The organism is Desulfacinum infernum DSM 9756 (assembly GCF_900129305.1).
In the GTDB taxonomy this organism is placed as follows: domain Bacteria; phylum Desulfobacterota; class Syntrophobacteria; order Syntrophobacterales; family DSM-9756; genus Desulfacinum; species Desulfacinum infernum.
Map to the genome: position 1 here is coordinate 22068 of NZ_FQVB01000017.1, position 16458 is coordinate 38525.

Here is a 16458-nt window from a genome sequence, read left to right on the forward strand (position 1 = left end):
TGAAGTTACGGGCCGAAGACGACAGGCTATCCGACGCTCGGTGGATCCCCCGCAGCCCTAGAGGGCTGCGCTACGAGAAAGGCGATGGTTCCCGGCGCTCTCGAACAGGCGCCCGCACCGGCCTTTTCCGATTTCACTTCCCCGCCTTGTCTGCAGGAATCATGGCCCGATCTTACCTGCCGGGCCCGGGTGGGTCCGCCGGAGCTACCTCTTGAGGGCCTGGCTCAAGACGGCGGCCAGCACCGCCGCCGCCAGGCATGCCCAGAAGACTTCCTGGAGCCCCCCTGCGATGACCACCTGGAGTTGGGTTCGCAGGGGTTCGGCCAATGTTTCCTGCATCTCCGGCTTGAGCAGTTCGCGGAGGGCGCTGAGGTTCTGCAGGTTCCGCGGGGAGGCGAGACCTTCCGCCTGCTGGAGGGACCGCGAGACGGCGTGGGTGAGAAGACTCCCGGTGGCTCCGATTCCGATGGTCCCTCCGAGCGTCCTGGCGAATTGATGGGAGGAGGTGGCCACGCCCAGATCCTTGGGAGCCAGGCTGTCCTGGACGATGAGAAGCGTGGAGATGGAAACGAAGCCCATGCCCAGCCCGGCCAGGAGGAGCACGACGGAACAGACGCCCAGCGGCGTGGCGGCGTCCAGAAAGAGGGAGGCCGTGCAGGCTGCAGTGAGAAACCAGGATCCGGCCACGGCGGCCTTCTTCTTGGCGATGCGCTGGGACATCTGGCCGTAGGCCCAGGCTCCCACGGACCAGCCCAGGCTGAGCGGGATCATGGCCATTCCCAACCGCGACGGGCTTTGGGACAAAACCCCCTGGATGAAAAGGGGAAAGAAGGCCGAAAGGGAAAAGACGGCGAAGCTGCAGCTGAAGGCGGCCGCATTTCCCAGGGTGAAGCCCGGGGACCGGAAGGAGGACAGGGGGAGGATGGGTTCCCTGGCTCGCCTTTCCGCATGAAGGAAGGCGAATCCGGAAAGGAGGGCGCAGGCCGCCAGGGCCAGGATGGGGGGAGAGGACCAAGGATGGGTTTCCCCCGCCAGCAAGAAGACCGCAAGAAGGCTCAAGACGCACACCGAAAGCGTAAAGGCCCCCAGAAAGTCCACGTCCGGCCTGCCGTCGGCCCCGGTCTTTTCCTGCATGTGCATCCGCACCCCGACCAAGGCCGCCAGGCCCAACGGCAGATTGATGAAAAAGATCCATCGCCAGTTCAGGACTTCCACCATAACGCCCCCCAGGGCGGGCCCCAGCAGGCTGGACACTCCCCAGACGAAGCTCACCAGCCCCATCATCTTGCCGCGCCGTTCCGGAGCCGAGATGTCCGAGATGACGTAATAGCAGAGAGCGAAGTTGGCGCCCGCCCCCACGCCCTGGACGGCTCGGGCTCCGATGAGCTGCACCATGGAACCGGCCAGGCCGGCGGCCAGGGAACCGGCCAGAAAGATCAGGATGGCCAGGGTGAACAGCCACCGTGCGCTGAAAAGATCGCAGAGTTTTCCGAAGATGGGCAAGGCCATGGCCCGGGTGAGCAGATAGGCGGAAAAGACCCAGCTGTAAAGCGACAGACCTCCCAGCTCCGCCACCACGGTGGGCATGGCGGCCCCCACGATGAGCGCATCCAGCGCGCCGAGAAAGAGCGCCGTCAGGGCGGAGGCGATGATCCAGTAGTGGGATGCGGGAAGGCGCGATGAGTTGGTCATGGAGCCCCTGTGGCGGCACAAAAGAAAGGGGTCGGCGTTGACCGCCCACCCCTCGAATTTTCCTGGTGCCGGAGGGGAGAATCGAACTCCCACGGGCGCAAGGCCCACTGGATTTTGAGTCCAGCGCGTCTACCAGTTTCACCACTCCGGCAAGGCGGCCGAATTATAGGAGGCGCTTTTCCGGCGTGTCAAGCAAAAGTCCCGGACGTCCGCGGGGAACATTCAACCTCAATGGACGTCCTTGGGATCCGGCGCCTCGTCCTTTTCCTCCGTTTCGTCGGCGAAGAAGGCCCGGTTGCTCTCCAGTTCCTCCAGGAACACCTTTGCGGCCTTGGGATTGAAATGCTCCGGACTTCCCACCATGCGCACGGTCACGAGCAAGGCGTGGGCCAATCCCAGAAGGGAGTCGGGCGGTCCTTCCAGGACGACCTTCTCGCCCCCGTACTTTTCGATTTCCACTTTCACGTGATACTGCTGGGCGATCTGATCGTAGTGGACGTGGCGAACGAAGGTGCGCCAGTCGTTGGGGTGCTGCTTCCACAAGACGAAGGCTTCCTCCAGCTCCGGACCGTGGTAGGCCAGAAGGAGCCGCAGAAACGAGAGCACTTCCTCGGAAGCCACCTGCTCCACCATGGCCAGACGCTTGTCCTGTTCCCCCAGGGCCAGCCAGGAAAGGAAATGGGTGAGGTCCCGGCCCAGGTAGGTCCCCATGAGCTGGCTGAACTCATCCCAGCTTTCATTGTTCAGGCTTCCCGAAAGGCGACGGTCCAGGATCTCCAGAATGCGGAATTCCGCCTCCGGATGCGCTTCCAGGAACTTTTGCAGGTCCGTGCTGGCCCGGCTCAGCAAGTCCCGGGTCTCCTCGTCCGTCAGATCGTCGGTCAAGAGTTTGAGCCATTGGGACATGGGCTCTCCTTTCCTGTCGTGGCGTCATGGGTTGGGATTGGAATCGGAAGGGGCGTCGATTCGCCGTGCCGGGGGATCCGGCAAGGGGCGTGCGCGGTTTCGATCCGTCCGTTGCCGGGGCAGCAAGAGGGACGGGCGGAATCGGGTTTCCACGGCGTCGATGCGCGCCGTCGTGCTCTGTCGGGGGATCTGGGTCTGGTCCACGGCCCGCTCCAGGATCCTCTCGCTGCACATCTTGATGCCGGCCAGGGCCTCTTCGGCTCCCGACCGGGTCTGCTTCAGGGCGGATTCGGCAGCCACGAGCATCTGCTCCACATGGCGTTTTACAAGGCGAAGGGCATCCTCCATGCTCGTTCCGGCGGGCGCGCTCAGAGCGTCGTTGGCGGCCTCGGCGGCCTTTTGATGATGCTCCAACAGGGCCTCCAGGGTTTGGGAAAGAAGGCTTTGGGGAAGCTCCCGGGGGGCCGGATAGGGGATGTTCCTTTCCGCATCCTGCAGGAGCTCGCGAAGTGATTCCCAATAGTAGGCGTCCCCCAGTCGGTGGAGTTCCCGGAGTCCCTTTTCGATGCGGGTGCGGGCCCGGTCGCAGACCCGTTGGACCTGGTACACGTTCATGTAGGCGAAGATGTGTTTTTCCAGCGCGCCCTGGTACTCCCGCAGTCGGGTGAGCAGGGAAAGGCGGATGGGGACCAGGGGCTCCGAAGGTCCTTGTCCAAGGGAAGCCGGGGAGTGAGTCACCTGGCGTGCGTTTACGTCCTGCGTCATGTCTTTTCTCCCGATCCCCTTCCTCGCAGGTGGAAAAAGGCCTAAGTCTGGAGGCTCTGCAGGGTCTTCAGGCCCTTTTCGTAAATGGTGTGCTTCAACAGCGCCTCCGCATCCTGAAGGGTGGAGGCGAGGGCCCGGATCCGGTGAAGGAGGTTGTCCACCGCCCGTGTCTCCCGGTGCGCCGAGGCGCGCTCGAAGGCCTGAGAAAACTGGCCCAGCAACAGATCCATCTGATGCCGGTCCTGGTCATCGTACCAGGGGATCCGATCCAGAAAGGCCTTCCGGGATGTGGAGCGCTCCCGGTCCAGGTTTTCCATGAGCAGGTCCAGGGTCCGCCAAGTGCTTTCGTAGTGAGGATCCATCCGGTTGCGAAGGGCCTTGATGTTCTGGTCCACCAGGTGCTCCATGCGCTTGCAAAGAAAGAGGAGCTCCTTGATGTTTTCCAGGTTCTGCAGGTAGTTTTCGATGACGTGGGCCAAGGCGCCCGTGTCGTGGATCGCCCGGCCCAGCTGTTCCACCTTGGCCGTGAGCTGCTGCTTGACGGCGTCGTTTTTGGCTCGCCACCCCGACCGGATCGTTTCGATGAGAGGCAGGGCGTCTTTGACCAGTGCCACGGAAGTGCCCACGGTGGCCAGGAGGGTGGAAAGTTCAGTGGGCATGGGAGGCCTCCTCTTTCAGCGAGCCTAACCCCCGGGCCATCTCCCTGTCAAACCGAGAGTTTTTCGTGAAAAGCAAATCGCGCCTTGCGCCCGCCCGCCCAAGGGATCGCCCCTTGGAAAGCTGTGCGAGAACAGGTTTGCTTCGTCAACCGAAAAGGGCCCGCTCTTCTTTCGTAGCCGCGGGGCTTCAGCCCCGCGGAAAAGAAACCATCATAACTGCTAGAAGTGGCAGGTAATACCTGATGGCCAACCGACGTCCGGGGATTCCTCCGCAGCCCTAAAGGGCTGCGCTACAAAAAAAGCGGTCATCCCCGGCGTTTTCAGCCAAGCCCCTGGCGACAGCCCAGCCCATGGGAAAAGTGTTGACACCGGTCGGGGGCCCTGCTATAGAAACGCTCACTTGCGGCTGGGGCTGTAGCTCAGTTGGGAGAGCGCTTGAATGGCATTCAAGAGGTCAGGGGTTCGACTCCCCTCAGCTCCACCAGCGGAGACAAGAAAACGGCCGGTGGGTTTCCCACCGGCCGTTCTTTTTGGATCCTTAATATTTCTCCTAATCCCCCGTAATCCCTCACTCATCACTCATCACTCATCACCCATCCACCACCAGTTCCTCCACCAGCTCTTCCAGGTGCTTCAGGCTGTTGCACACCCGTGAGAGGCTGCAGAAGGGCGCGTAGCTCTCCATTTCCGAATCGCCCGTTCCCCACAGGGTTCGGGGCTCCGGGTTGAGCCAGATCACTCGAGAGGCCCTTTGGGAAAGGCGCCGAAAGGCGTCCACGGCGGGATCGCCCCGGTTGTTTCGCGCGTCGCCCAGGATGACGAGCGTGGTGGAGTGCTGCACGACTCCGGCGTAGCGGGCATCCAATTCCCGGAAGGCGGCTCCGTAGTCGGTGAGACCGATCTGGAGCGGGATCCCCTCGCCCCGGAGCAGCCTTCGGAAGATCGCTTCGGGATCGCTCCCGTCGAAAAGCGAGGTGATTTCCACCAGGTTGGAGCAGAACGCGAAGGTTCGGAGCCTTTTCACGTATTCGTGAAGGCTGTGGAGCACCAGAAGGAAAAAGGCGGCCACATTCTGCACGGACCGGCTCACGTCGCAGACCACCACCAGTTGGGGCTTTCGAATCTTTTTGCGGCGGAAGACGGGTTCCACGGGGACTCCGTCGAAGGCGGCGCTCCGCCTCAGAGTGGCCTTCAGATCCAGCCGGCCCCGGCGGGTCTTCTTCATCCGCCTTCCGAACCGGGTCCTCAGGCGTCGGACGATCCTCCGGACCGCCGCCAGGTAGCGGGGGATGTCCGCTTCGGGCAGGGCGGTGAGAGGCTGATCGGCGAGATCCGACGGGTCGGGCTGGTTCCACCGGGCCCGGGCGTAGAGCCGGGTGAAGGTCTCGGCAAATGTCTTGACTTCCCGAACGAGGCTTGCCGCGCGCCTTTCCAGCATTTGGGCCGCTCGGGCCCCTCCCGCCCCCAGGGTCATGAGGGAATTCACGTCCCCGGCCACGGCCTGCGCCCCCATTCGCTGAAGGGCCTGAAACACCACCGCACCCCGTTGGGTGAAGGCGGGCGGGGGAGCCACGGCCAACTCTTGGAACGCGTCCATCACGAGGGCCAGGACGGCGGCCCGATCGCCTTTCAACAGGGCGGCGGAAAGGGGGGTAATGTCTTCGGGAATGGTCAAAGGATTCCATTGGTCCCCTTCTTCCGCCTGCGGCAGCAGGGCCTCGTACATCCCCACGAAGGCCTCGAAGAGCTTTTCGAAAAGCTCGGCTTCCCGGGGCGACTTGGCCAGGCATGCGCCCAGCGCCGCCTTCAGACCCGCGCGGTCTTCGACGCCCAGAACGACCGCCGTACGGTGGGCGTCCAGGGCTTCGGCCACGGACACCGAAAGCCCGGCGGTCCGACACAGATGCACGAAGGGAATGAGGAAGGTGGACACGTGGGGGCTTTCTCCTCGCCTACACGGGGGAGCCGTAGCGCAGATCTTCCCGAGCCCGGTCCAGATCCTCGTGGTGCTTGAGCAGGATGGACAGGGTCTGCCGGACGATTTCCCGATCCAAATGGGAAGCGTTCAGAAGCACCAGGGCCCGGGCCCAGTCGATGGTTTCGCTCACCGACGGCACCTTGCGCAGGTCGTCCCCGCGAAGCTTTTTGACGAAGGCCACCACCTGACGGCCCAGCGCTTCGCTGACGTCGGGAACGTGCAGCCTGAGGATCTCCATTTCCCTTTCGGGGTCGGGGAAGGGCAGATGCAGGTAGAGGCAGCGGCGGCGCAGCGCTTCGCCGATCTCCCGGGTGGCGTTGCTGGTCAGGAAGACGAAGGGGCGCCGTCGTGCCTTCAGGGTCCCCAGTTCGGGAATGGACACCTGGAAGTCGGAGAGAACCTCCAGCAGGAAGGCCTCGAATTCCTCGTCGGCCTTGTCCACTTCGTCCACAAGGAGAACCGCTCCGTCCGGGGCCTGGAGCGCCTGGAGGATGGGGCGCGGTTCCAGGAACCCTTCGGAAAAGAAGAGATCCCCCTGGTCCTGGATGCGCCGAAGGGCCTGGTCCAGCGTGTCGGCACCCTGGAGGATCTGGTCCAGCTTTTCCCGAAGGATTTGCGTGTAGAGGAGCTGTTTTCCGTACTTCCATTCGTAGAGGGCCTTGGATTCGTCCAGTCCTTCGTAGCACTGGAGGCGGATGAGGGGGAGGTCCAGCACGGCGGCCGTGGCTTTGGCCAGCTCCGTCTTGCCCACCCCCGCGGGGCCTTCGATGAGAAGCGGTTTCTCCAGCCGGGTGGCCACGTAGACGATGGAAGCGGACGCTTCGTCCAGGACGTACCCCTTTTGGGCATAGGCTTCCATGATCTGCCGGGGACTGCTGAAAACGCCGGTCGCGGGCATGGGATCTCCTCGGATTAGGATTGGAAAGGGTTCTCTTCTTCAAGCCGCCGGAACCACTCCTCTCCCAGCTTTTTCTTCTTCAGTTCGTTGACATGGGAGGCGAGGCGGAGGATCGCCCGGGCGTCGGCCAGGGAGCTTTCCGGATGCGCGGCGGTTGAAGGTCCGGCTCCGGCCCAGCTTTCCAGTTCCGCCAGGGCCGCGGCGCCCAGGTGGCGCAAGCCGCCCAGGAAGAGGCGGATCTTCCGGACGGGTTCTTCTTTGTCCACGGCGGAGCCCGCCCTTTCCATGAGCACCTCCATGGATTCCAGGCAGCAAAGGATCCGGCCCGCCCGGGTCATCCGGTCCGCGTCCCGGTCGCCGGGATCGGCATCCGCCCCCAGCCGGTTCAGGCAGCGCCGGAGGCACCCCACCAGCACGGCACTGAGGCCCACGTCCTCCAGATCCCGAAAAGGGCGGATCACCTCCTCGTAGGCCCGGCCGGGGGTTCCCACCAAGGAGGATGCGGGCACAGGAGTCCCCCGCAGGTGCATCGTGGCATGGGGGCAGCTTCTGAGGAAGGGAAAGTTCGGACCGGATTCCACCTCGAGCCGGGGGGCATCCCGTGGAACAAGGAAGGCCGTGAAGGCTTTTTTCGAACCGTCCCGGCCCGTTTGGGCCACCACCAGAAAGTGGGAGGCGAAGGTGCCGTTGGATACCGGTGTCTTGGTACCTTCCAATGTCCAGGTCCCGTCCTTCTCCCAGGCTCTGCTTTGGAGCCGTGCCGGATGGGCCCCCACGCCGGGCTCGCTCACGGCCAGCGCCACGGAGACTTCTCCCGAAGCCGCGCGGGGAAGGAGTGCCTCGCCCAGATGGGGAGCGAGAGGCAGGAGGAGGTGCCGGGAAATCACCAGGTGGATGCACCAACCGAGCCCCATGCCAGCGGGCATCCCCAGGGCCACGCACCGGGCGAGGTAATGGAGGAAGGACGGCGTGTCCCTTCCCTGGCCTCCAGCGGCCCGGGGCAGAGTCCAGCCCAGCAGTCCCCACCGACCCAGGGTATCCCACAAGGCCGAAGAGAAGACGTCCCCGGGGATTTCCCGGAATGGGCTCAGGAGCTCTTCGGGCGCTATAACGTGTGGCATGGCGAGGTTTCCTCCCGGAGTGTCCATCCTAACAGCCATGGCGAGGCTCGCCACCCCGCATGGATGAAAGAGCGAAGCAGGAAACATCTTCTGTAGGATCCGGCTTGCCGGCGATCCGGATCGCGGCCAAGGCCGCTCCTACAATCAAAAAGATTCGCGTCTATTCGCGTTCATTCTCGGTTGTCCTACACATTAACCCCCATCACGGGCGGCCCGTGACAACGAAGGATGAAGCGCACCTTTGGGAAGCAGACCCCTGTAGGGGCGAATGATTATTCGCCCCTACAGGCCGAGCGCACGAACGGAACGAGGTCGCGTTTCATATAAGACCGTGCGATTTTTCCTTCGAGTGTCTCTTGCACCGTGTGAATAGCGGGCGGGGATAAACCCACCCCTACCCAAGGGGTCCGTGCCTTTTTGCAGGGGCGGGCTTTACGCCCGCCCTTTCAGGACCTGTCCACGAGAAATAACGTCAATCTAGGAGGCTGTCCGAGAACTCCACAAACCGTCACTCCCGCACAAGCGGGAGTCCATAAGCTGCCGGAAATTCTGGATCCCCGCTTTCGCGGGGATGACGAACGGGCGTTGAACGAGGCAAATTTGCCATTGTCGGACAGGCTCCTAGGAGGCTGTCTGAAAACGCCAGAAATCACTGTTTTTCTCGTAGCGCAGCCCTTTAGGGCTGCGGAAGAATCCCCGGTTGTCGAATAGGCCTCACATACGGCCTGCGACTTCAAGGGGCTACGATGACCTTTTCCGCGGGGCTGAAGCCCCGCGGCTACGAAGCGATTGGAAATTCCCGGCCTCTTGAGCCTGAAAACCATTCTCGGACAGGCTCCTAGGGCCCTTACGGTTCTCAGACGCGCGGTGTGCGTCGCGGACTTGGTTGTCATGGTCCGCCCTGATTCCTTTACCACGAGTCGGCGCCGAGGAGCCAGGGGCCAGGTCACGCTCGATGTCCGTACGGGTGGTTCGAGAACCGCCCTGCCGTTTCGGCCGATGAGGCGGGCCTTGTTTTTCCCATGGCTTTCCGCTAACGATCATGGCGATCGGAAAGGCGAAGACGGCAACCGAAGCTCATGGGCGGTGAGGAAAGGAAGGGCCATGGAATCGGGCTACGAAGGGATTCTCAGGGGATATCTGGAAAAGGCGTGGGCGCGGGGTGTGGAGGAGCTGGTTCGGGCACTGCCCGCCGAGCTTCCATCCGATGGGGGGTTGCGCTTTCGGGCTTTCGGGGTGGACTGCATCGTGCATCCGGATCGTATCACCCTGGACGGCCGTCCCGAAACGGGGGTGAAGGGCGTGCTCACGGCCATCTACTGCGCCTTCGCACCCAAGGAAGAATCTCCCCTGGAGCCCCTTGTGGCCTTCAAGGAAATCCCCAACAGCGGTCCCTACCAGGCGGCCTTTGCGGCCAACGCGGAAAACCTCCTGGTGCCCCACGTGGATAAAATCCATGAAAAGCAGGAGACCTTGCTGGCGGCGTTTTCCGGGCACACTAACCCGGACGCCCCCGCCGGCGATTTTTCCTTCACCCTCTACCCACTTCCCAAGATCCCCATCTACTACATCTTTCATCTGCCCGACGAGGAATTCCCGGCGGCGGTGACGTGCCTCTTCGGCGGCGGCTCCCACGCCTTCATGCCGCTGGACGCCTTGGCGGACGTGGCCGAATACACGGGCCGCAGCCTCCTGGAAATGCTCCGGACAGCCTAAGTGATTGACATGGAAGGATGAGTTTGTTAGTGGGGCGTTTGAGAAAGCGGAACGGCTAAGATGAAGATCGAAATCAGACGCTGAGAACGTGGAGACCGGACGACGGCCACCGATGACGAGACGCCAGTTCTTCCAAAGGATCCTGACGGGCGGATGCGCCGCGGCCCTGACCCTCCTGATGGACCAGGACGCCGATGCCGCCCCCTTTCGGGGGGCGTGCAGCGGTCGGATCAGCTTCTATAATCTCCATACCAAAGAATCCCTTTCGGTGCGCTACATGGGCTCTGCCGGGCGGCTGGACCCGGCGGCCCTGCGCCGGCTGGACCACCTGTTCCGCTGCCATTATACGGGGCAGGTCCGCACCATCGACCGGCGCCTCTACATGCTCCTGGACGCCGTTCGCAACCGGCTGGGCGTTGGGGACAAACCCTTCCTGCTCGTGTCCGGCTACCGCTCCCCTACCTACAACGCCCTGCTGCGCAAAAGCGGGCACGGGGTGGCCAAGAAGAGCTACCACCTGAGAGGCATGGCCGCCGACATTCGCATGGACGGCGTTCCGCTGGGCGTCCTCCGAAAGACCGCGGCGGGATTTCGCGCTGGCGGCATCGGCTCCTACCCCGATTTCATCCACCTGGACGTGGGCCCGGTCCGCTACTGGTAAGATTGGCAGTTGCGCCCTCCAGCCCCAGGGCCCTTTCCAGTACTCGATCCCGATCGTAAATGTCCTTCCGGAAGTGAAGCGTTCCGGCTTCATCCACCCAGGCGGTGAAATACACCAGGTGCACCTTGCAAGAACGGGGAAGGGGCACCACGTGCCTTTGCTCCGATGCGATCAGCTCTTCCATGCGTTCCCTCGTCCAGGACGGGTCGTCCTGAAGCACGAAAAGGGCCAGCTCCAGCGGCTTTTCCACGCGGATGCACCCGTGGCTCAGCGCCCGGTGGGGCTTCCGGAAAAGATGCCGACTCGGCGTGTCGTGAAGATAGACGTTGAAACGGTTGGGAAACATGAACTTGATGCGTCCCAAGGCATTCCACGGGCCCGGCTTCTGGCGGAGTCTCCCCGGAAAATTGGACGGGGTGACCCGGGACCAGTCGATGGTCGCGGGGTCCAATACCGGGCTGTCTTCGCTCCATCCCGCCACCAGTTCGAAGTGATTTTGCCGGAGGTAGTCGGGATCCTTCCGGATCTTGGGCAGAAGTTCCTTGACGGCGATGCTCCGAGGCACGTTCCAGTAGGGGTTGATCTCCAGGTAGCGCATTTCCTTGCTGAAAACGGGCGTTTTGGTGGCGCTTTCCCCCACGATGACGCGCATGGAAAGGACGACCCGGCCCTGGTCGTAGGCGGTGAGGGAAAAGTCCGCCGTGTTCACCAGAATGGAACGGTCCCCCCATCGGCGGGGCAACCAGCGCCAGCGCTCCAGATTGGCCAGCATCTGCCGAAGGCGCTCCCCGGCGCTCACGTTGAGGGCCTCCAGGGTGCGGGGCCCCACCACGCCGTCCACTTCCAGGCCGTGACGGCCCTGGAACCTTCGAACGGCTTCTTCCACTTTCCCATCGAAAAACGCCGGGTCCGAAGAAGGCGGATGGGGCAGGTCGCCGCTTGCCGCCAGCCTGCGGCGAAGGGCGGCTACCCGCTCGTCCCGGTCCCCGGGGTGCAGGGTGGGGCCGGGCGGCACGGAGGGCCAGCCGCCCCGGGCGACCAGGGCGCGCTGCGAAGGGACGGCCGCCAGGAGGCGCCAATAATCCTCATGGGGCGGCGCGAAATGCCGCACGGTCCGCGCCACGTCCCCGTGCACCAGCAGATCGTTCAAGCCCTGGACGATGTCCGCCTTGTGCCGGGCCGAAAGCCACTGGGGATAGAGCTGCTCGGGGTCCACCCGGCCCGTGGCCAAATGGGAGCACAAAATCATGAAGGCGTCGGTGAGGACCACGTCCAGGCTCGCAGGTAGGCGGGGGTTCAAGGCACGCTCGCGCCGGCGGGCGTCTTCCACGGTTTCCAGCAACGCCCGGATGCAGGACCAATGGTAGTCCTCCGGGTTCAAACCGTGGTCGCGGGCATCGGCCAGGACCTGTACCAGGGCGGGCACCAGGGGGCCCGACCCGTCTTCGGTGATCCAGGCGGGTCTGTAGTCCCGTCCGGCGTAGAAGTCGATGAGATCCCGATCGGCGTGGATTTTCTGGCACGCCACGAAGAGGGTTCGGGGCGGCGTGCCGTCGCCCAACAGGGCCCTGACGGTTTCCGGGAGCGTTTGCGCTCCGGCCGGGGCGGCGAGGAACAGCAGAAGAAGGACGACGGCAAGCCGGCGGGCGGAGTCTGCCAGGATCCTTCCTGTACCTGTCCGGCCGCCGGAGAAAGGGCTGCTCTTTGGGGACGGGACAAGAGGTTCTCGTTGGGATGGGGGTCTGTCCGGGTTTTTTTGCCACGGGTTCGGCTTTCGAACCGGTGTCCCCCCCGGGGCTGAAGCCCCGCGCTTACGCAAAAAGAAGGGATATCTTTTCGGCTTGGAGCTCAAACCTACTCCCGGATCCGTTTCCGAGCGGACGGGTGCGGAGTGGCGGGAGTTCGTGCCGGAACAGGCAGACAGCGGGGTCATGTTTTCGGCTCCTTGACGTGGTCCGGTGGCGTATTCTGGGGGCATGGGATTCCGGTTGACGCGCCTCCTATTTTGGGCTTTGAATGGAAGGTAACGCAAGGGGTGGCGGAAACTTTTCCTTCACCCGGTTCGGCACAAGAGCGAGGCGGAGCATGTGCCCTTCGTCACATGAATCGGCGGAATCTCCGGCTCAACGTCCCGGGGTTGTGGGGAGTTTGCCAGACATTCCGGTGGTCTGGACGGGAAATGTGCAACACTAAAAAAAATGTTTCACAATGTTCGCCGCCTGTGCTAGAAGGAGTCCGGCCCACGGGTGGCGGGATCAGAGGCCGATGAAGGATTTCAAGAAGAAACGGGATACCCTGGAATATCTGGCTCTGGTCACCCAGCTGGGGCTGACCATGGCGGGCAGCATCCTCTTCTGCTTCGTCATCGGCTACTTTCTGGACAAGTGGCTCCACACCAAGGGCCTTTTTCTGGTGATCTTCATCGTGCTGGGGGTTGTGGGAGGGGCCGTGACCGTCTATCGGCAGATCACCCAGTTACCCAAGGAATGAAGGGGGACCCATTGGAGAGGGCGGATCTTTCCGGCTACCACGGATACCAGCGGCGGTTGGCGCGGGGTGCCTTCACGGTGTCTGTCATGACAGGGCTCTTGGCCTACGTGGCGGGCTACGGCGCCGCGGCCAAGGGCCTGGTTTTGGGATCCCTCTTCAGCGTCCTCAATTTCGTTCTCATGGCCCAGATCCTTCCCTACCAGCTGGGCGTGGGGGCCAACCGGACGAGGGCCACCGGGATCGCCTTGGGGTCTTTGGGGGTGCGTCTGGCTCTCATGGCCGTGCCCTTGATCGTGGCCGCGCGTTCCGACCGTTTCAATTTCTGGGCGGCTGCTGCGGGGCTTTTCACCATTCCCGTGGCGATCTTCGTGGATCACGCGTTCCTGCAGCGGTTCAGCCGCTTCCGGATACAGGAGCATTGAGTCTATCTTTAACGGGTGCGTACTTCTTTTCCAGTTACGGGTCGGGGAATTTGAGGTAGACGATGGAAGAGTTGACGAAAGTATGGACATGGTCGCTGGATGTCGCGGGGTTCCACTTGGTGTTCAACGCGACGACCATCGTGATGACCCTCACCATCATGGGACTTCTCATTGCGTTCGGCTGGTTCGCAACCCGGCAGACGGGTTTGGTCCCCAATCCCTTCCAGGTGGTGGCCGAGCTCTTCGTGGAGACCTTCTGGAACCTGACCAAGGACGCTCTCGACGAAGACATGGCCAAGACCTACTTCCCTCTCATCTGCTCCCTTTTCATGTTTTTGCTGCTCTGCAACTGGATCGGCATCTTTCCCTACATGGAAGAGCCCACCAAGGACTTGAACACCACGTTGGGGCTGGGCCTCATGGGGTTTTTCATCGCCCACTACGCGGGGATCAAGACCAAGGGGTTCGCCGCGTACGCCAAGGAATATTTCCAGCCGGTCTTTTTCATGATGCCCCTCAATGTGATCGGTGAGCTGGCCAAGGTCATTTCCATCTCCTTCCGTCTCTACGGCAACATCATGGGCGGTTCCATTATCATCCTGGTGGTTTCCCACTTGGTGTACGGACTGCTCATACCACCTTTCTTGTATGCCTTCTTTGGGTTGTTCGTGGGTACCGTACAGGCGTTTGTGTTCACGATGTTAACGCTCGTCTACATCTCAGTGCAGGTAAAATAGTATGGCTTTCGATCACGTGACTTGGATCAAGGCGGCATCGTACCTGGGTTCGGGATTGGCGGTAGGCTTCGGTGCCATCGGAGCGGCTCTCGGTGAAGGTTACACTGCGGGCAAAGCCAACCAAGTGCTGGCCTATAGGCCCCGCATGTCCGGCGACATCCTGAAGACCATGCTGGTGGGCCAGGCCGTGGCCGAATCGGCGGCGATCTTCGCCCTGGTGATCTCCATGCTGTTGGTCTTCGGTGGGTTGGGCGGACCGACGCCACTGTCGGCCTGGGCCTACTTGGGCGCAGGCCTGGCGGCGGGGCTTTCGGCGGTCGGATCGGGCGTGGGTTCCGGTTTTCCCGCGGCGGCGGCCTGCGAGGGGATCGGGCGTCAGCCCAAAGCCAGCGGACAGGTGACCCTGATTATGCTCATCGGCTCGGCCATCACCCAGACGCCGTGCATCTTCGGCCTGGTCATCGCCTTTCTCCTGATGTTCGTGGATTTCAGTGCCAAGCCCTACTACCCCTATTGGGCGGCGCTGCTGGGAGCTGGGCTTTCCACGGGGCTGGCGGCCATCGGCCCGGGGGCCGGAGGCGGCCTGGTGGGGGCCAGCGCTTGTAAGAGCGTGGCGCGCCATCCCGAAGCCCAGCGTCCTGTGACCACGGCCATGCTGGTGGGTATCGGTACCACCCAGTCCACGGCCATTTACGGGTTTCTCATCAGCTTGATCCTGCTCTTCAAGAGCTTTCCGGCCAGTACCAGTTACGTACCGTCCTTTGCCCTGTTGGGTGCCGGCTTCGCCATGGGCTTCGGTGGGATCGGCCCGGGCATCGGTGAAGGCATCACCGGCGGTTATGCCCTGGACCAGGTGGGGCGGATACCCGAAAAGGCGACGCTGTTGACACGGACCATGCTGGTGGGCCAGGCCGTGTCCGAGTCCACGGGTATCTACTCGCTGGTGGTGGCGCTGCTGCTGGTGCTGAACGCATAAACGTGACTTGAGAGTCTTTAAGAGTCTTTTGTGGAACCAATGGAATAGACCAAAAGGGGAGGTAAGGATCCATGGAATTTTCGGGTGCTGATCTGATTCGTGCTGCGGCGTTGTTGGGAGCCGGACTGGCCATGGGCCTGGGTGCCATCGGTCCCGGCGTGGGCGAAGGCTACGCGGCGGGCAAGGCCTGTGAGGCCATCGGCCGCCGTCCGGAAGAGGCCGGCCTGCTCACGCGAACCATGCTGGTGGGTCAGGCGGTCTCCGAGTCCACCGGTATCTACTCGCTGGTGGTGGCGCTCCTGCTCATGTTTGTCGTGCAGTAAGACTCGAAAAAAGGCGTGTGAGCCATGATCAGCCTGAATGCCACGATCTTTGTTCAGGTCACCTGCTTTCTGGTGCTGCTCTTCATTCTCAACCGGCTGATGATCCAGCCCGTTCACAAGCTCATCCTGCAAAGGGATGAAGCCGTCCGGGAGCGGGAGCGGGCTCTGGATGCCGTGAGCGAAGAGCTCCAGAAGATGGCCAAAGCCTACGAAGCCCGACTGAAGGCGGCGGAAGCGGACGCGCAGGCGGCGCGGGTCGCCATGCGGGAGCGGGCAAGTCGGGAAGCCCACGAGACCTTGGTCACGACCCAGCAGGAGGTCACAGAACTCCGGCAGAAGGTGCGGGCCGAGGTCCTTGCAGAGCTGAACAGGGCCCGCAAAGACCTGAAGAAACAGGCGGAGGCTCTTTCTTTCGACATCACCACCAAGGTGGTTGGCCGAAGGGTTTGAGAGGTCTGGAGTCGGACGATGTGGAGAATTGCCGTTGGTGCCGTGGCTGCTCTGGGAGCGGCCTTCATGGTGGCCGATCCTGCGAACGCTTCCTCGACCGTTTTCGGGATCGAGCGGGCCGTGTGGGACTTGGCCTGGAGATGGATCAACTTCGGTATCCTCATGTTCTTTCTGGTGAAGTACCTCAAGGATCCCTTGGTCAACTTCCTCAAGGGACGGCGCGAGCAGATCGCCCAAGTCTTCGAGGGGCTCAAGGAGAAGGAAGAGGCCCTCAAACGCCAGCAGGAAGAGCAGGAAGCTCTTCTGGCTCAGCTGGACGAGAAGATCGAAAGTATTCGCGCCTACTACCACGAGATCGGGCAGGAGGAGAAGGAGAAGATCCTGGCTCAGGCGGAGCTCACGCGCAGACAGATCCTGGAGGACGCCAAGATCGCCGCGGAGCGCGAGTTTGAAGAGGCCAAGAAGAGGTTCCGAGCGGAAGTGGTGGACATGGCGGTGGCCCTGGCGGAGCAACGGCTCAAAAAGAAGATCACCAAGAAGGATCAGACCCAATTGCTGCAGGCCTACCTGGGACAACTGGGGCGGATCAAGGCCAAGGCGAGCTGAAGGTTGGTCACCTTCCGGCGGATTCCCAAAGAGCCCTCTCGGATAATCGGGAGGGCTT

17 protein-coding genes and 2 tRNA genes are annotated in these 16458 nt (G+C 62.6%); 10 read left to right on the plus strand and 9 right to left on the minus strand.

Annotation, left to right across the window (positions count from 1 at the left end):
- Positions 1-204: 204 nt before the first annotated feature.
- From BUB04_RS09495 to BUB04_RS09515, 5 genes are all read right to left on the minus strand, one after another.
- Positions 205-1692, minus strand: coding sequence for an MDR family MFS transporter (locus BUB04_RS09495; RefSeq protein ID WP_073038762.1), 1488 nt, complete (start codon positions 1690-1692; stop codon positions 205-207).
- Between the two features lie 63 nt (positions 1693-1755).
- Positions 1756-1843: transfer RNA gene (locus BUB04_RS09500), tRNA-Leu, on the minus strand.
- 77 nt (positions 1844-1920) lie between these two features.
- Positions 1921-2598, minus strand: a complete 678-nt coding sequence (locus BUB04_RS09505) for a hypothetical protein (RefSeq protein WP_073038763.1) — start codon at positions 2596-2598, stop codon at positions 1921-1923.
- 24 nt (positions 2599-2622) lie between these two features.
- Complete coding sequence (locus BUB04_RS09510; RefSeq protein WP_073038764.1) at positions 2623-3363, minus strand: hypothetical protein; 741 nt, start codon at positions 3361-3363, stop codon at positions 2623-2625.
- A gap of 41 nt (positions 3364-3404) precedes the next feature.
- Positions 3405-4022, minus strand: coding sequence for a hypothetical protein (locus BUB04_RS09515; protein ID WP_073038765.1), 618 nt, complete (start codon positions 4020-4022; stop codon positions 3405-3407).
- A 408-nt stretch (positions 4023-4430) separates the two neighbouring features.
- Between BUB04_RS09515 and BUB04_RS09520 the strand changes: the two genes are divergently transcribed.
- Positions 4431-4506: transfer RNA gene (locus BUB04_RS09520), tRNA-Ala, on the plus strand.
- 105 nt (positions 4507-4611) lie between these two features.
- On the opposite strand, the gene BUB04_RS09525 is transcribed toward BUB04_RS09520, so the two are convergent.
- Genes BUB04_RS09525 through BUB04_RS09535 form a run of 3 tightly spaced genes read right to left on the minus strand, consistent with a single transcriptional unit; the run spans position 4612 to position 8019 of the window.
- A complete protein-coding gene (locus BUB04_RS09525) occupies positions 4612-5955 on the minus strand; it encodes a VWA domain-containing protein (protein WP_073038766.1) in 1344 nt (447 codons plus the stop codon).
- A 19-nt stretch (positions 5956-5974) separates the two neighbouring features.
- Complete coding sequence (locus BUB04_RS09530; protein WP_073038767.1) at positions 5975-6898, minus strand: AAA family ATPase; 924 nt, start codon at positions 6896-6898, stop codon at positions 5975-5977.
- 14 nt (positions 6899-6912) lie between these two features.
- Entirely contained in the window at positions 6913-8019 is a 1107-nt protein-coding gene (locus tag BUB04_RS09535) for an acyl-CoA dehydrogenase family protein (protein WP_073038768.1), read from the minus strand.
- Between the two features lie 1104 nt (positions 8020-9123).
- Between BUB04_RS09535 and BUB04_RS09540 the strand changes: the two genes are divergently transcribed.
- Together BUB04_RS09540 and BUB04_RS09545 are read left to right on the plus strand one after the other, a co-directional pair.
- On the plus strand, positions 9124-9735 hold the full coding sequence (locus tag BUB04_RS09540; protein WP_073038769.1) for a DUF3786 domain-containing protein: 612 nt from the start codon (positions 9124-9126) through the stop codon (positions 9733-9735).
- Between the two features lie 112 nt (positions 9736-9847).
- Positions 9848-10396, plus strand: a complete 549-nt coding sequence (locus BUB04_RS09545) for a YcbK family protein (protein ID WP_073038770.1) — start codon at positions 9848-9850, stop codon at positions 10394-10396.
- Here the strand turns inward: BUB04_RS09545 and BUB04_RS09550 are convergent.
- On the minus strand, positions 10359-11957 hold the full coding sequence (locus BUB04_RS09550) for a L,D-transpeptidase family protein (RefSeq protein WP_084076363.1): 1599 nt from the start codon (positions 11955-11957) through the stop codon (positions 10359-10361). The genes BUB04_RS09545 and BUB04_RS09550 overlap by 38 nt on opposite strands.
- A 704-nt stretch (positions 11958-12661) precedes the next feature.
- Here BUB04_RS09550 and BUB04_RS09555 point away from each other — a divergent pair.
- From BUB04_RS09555 to atpF, 7 genes are all read left to right on the plus strand, one after another.
- Positions 12662-12886 carry an AtpZ/AtpI family protein gene (locus BUB04_RS09555; RefSeq protein WP_073038771.1) on the plus strand — a complete coding sequence of 75 codons (225 nt, stop codon included), beginning with the start codon at positions 12662-12664 and terminating at the stop codon, positions 12884-12886.
- An 11-nt stretch (positions 12887-12897) separates the two neighbouring features.
- Positions 12898-13308, plus strand: a complete 411-nt coding sequence (locus BUB04_RS09560) for an ATP synthase subunit I (protein WP_073038772.1) — start codon at positions 12898-12900, stop codon at positions 13306-13308.
- 62 nt (positions 13309-13370) lie between these two features.
- On the plus strand, positions 13371-14045 hold the full coding sequence (atpB, locus tag BUB04_RS09565; protein WP_073038773.1) for a F0F1 ATP synthase subunit A: 675 nt from the start codon (positions 13371-13373) through the stop codon (positions 14043-14045).
- Between the two features lies 1 nt (position 14046).
- Complete coding sequence (gene atpE / locus BUB04_RS09570; RefSeq protein WP_073038774.1) at positions 14047-15021, plus strand: ATP synthase F0 subunit C; 975 nt, start codon at positions 14047-14049, stop codon at positions 15019-15021.
- Positions 15022-15092: 71 nt separating this feature from the next.
- Complete coding sequence (gene atpE, locus BUB04_RS09575) at positions 15093-15344, plus strand: ATP synthase F0 subunit C (protein WP_073038775.1); 252 nt, start codon at positions 15093-15095, stop codon at positions 15342-15344.
- 24 nt (positions 15345-15368) lie between these two features.
- A complete protein-coding gene (locus tag BUB04_RS09580) occupies positions 15369-15794 on the plus strand; it encodes a F0F1 ATP synthase subunit B (protein ID WP_073038776.1) in 426 nt (141 codons plus the stop codon).
- An 18-nt stretch (positions 15795-15812) separates the two neighbouring features.
- Positions 15813-16400, plus strand: coding sequence for a F0F1 ATP synthase subunit B (gene atpF / locus BUB04_RS09585; RefSeq protein WP_073038777.1), 588 nt, complete (start codon positions 15813-15815; stop codon positions 16398-16400).
- Positions 16401-16458: the final 58 nt, after the last annotated feature.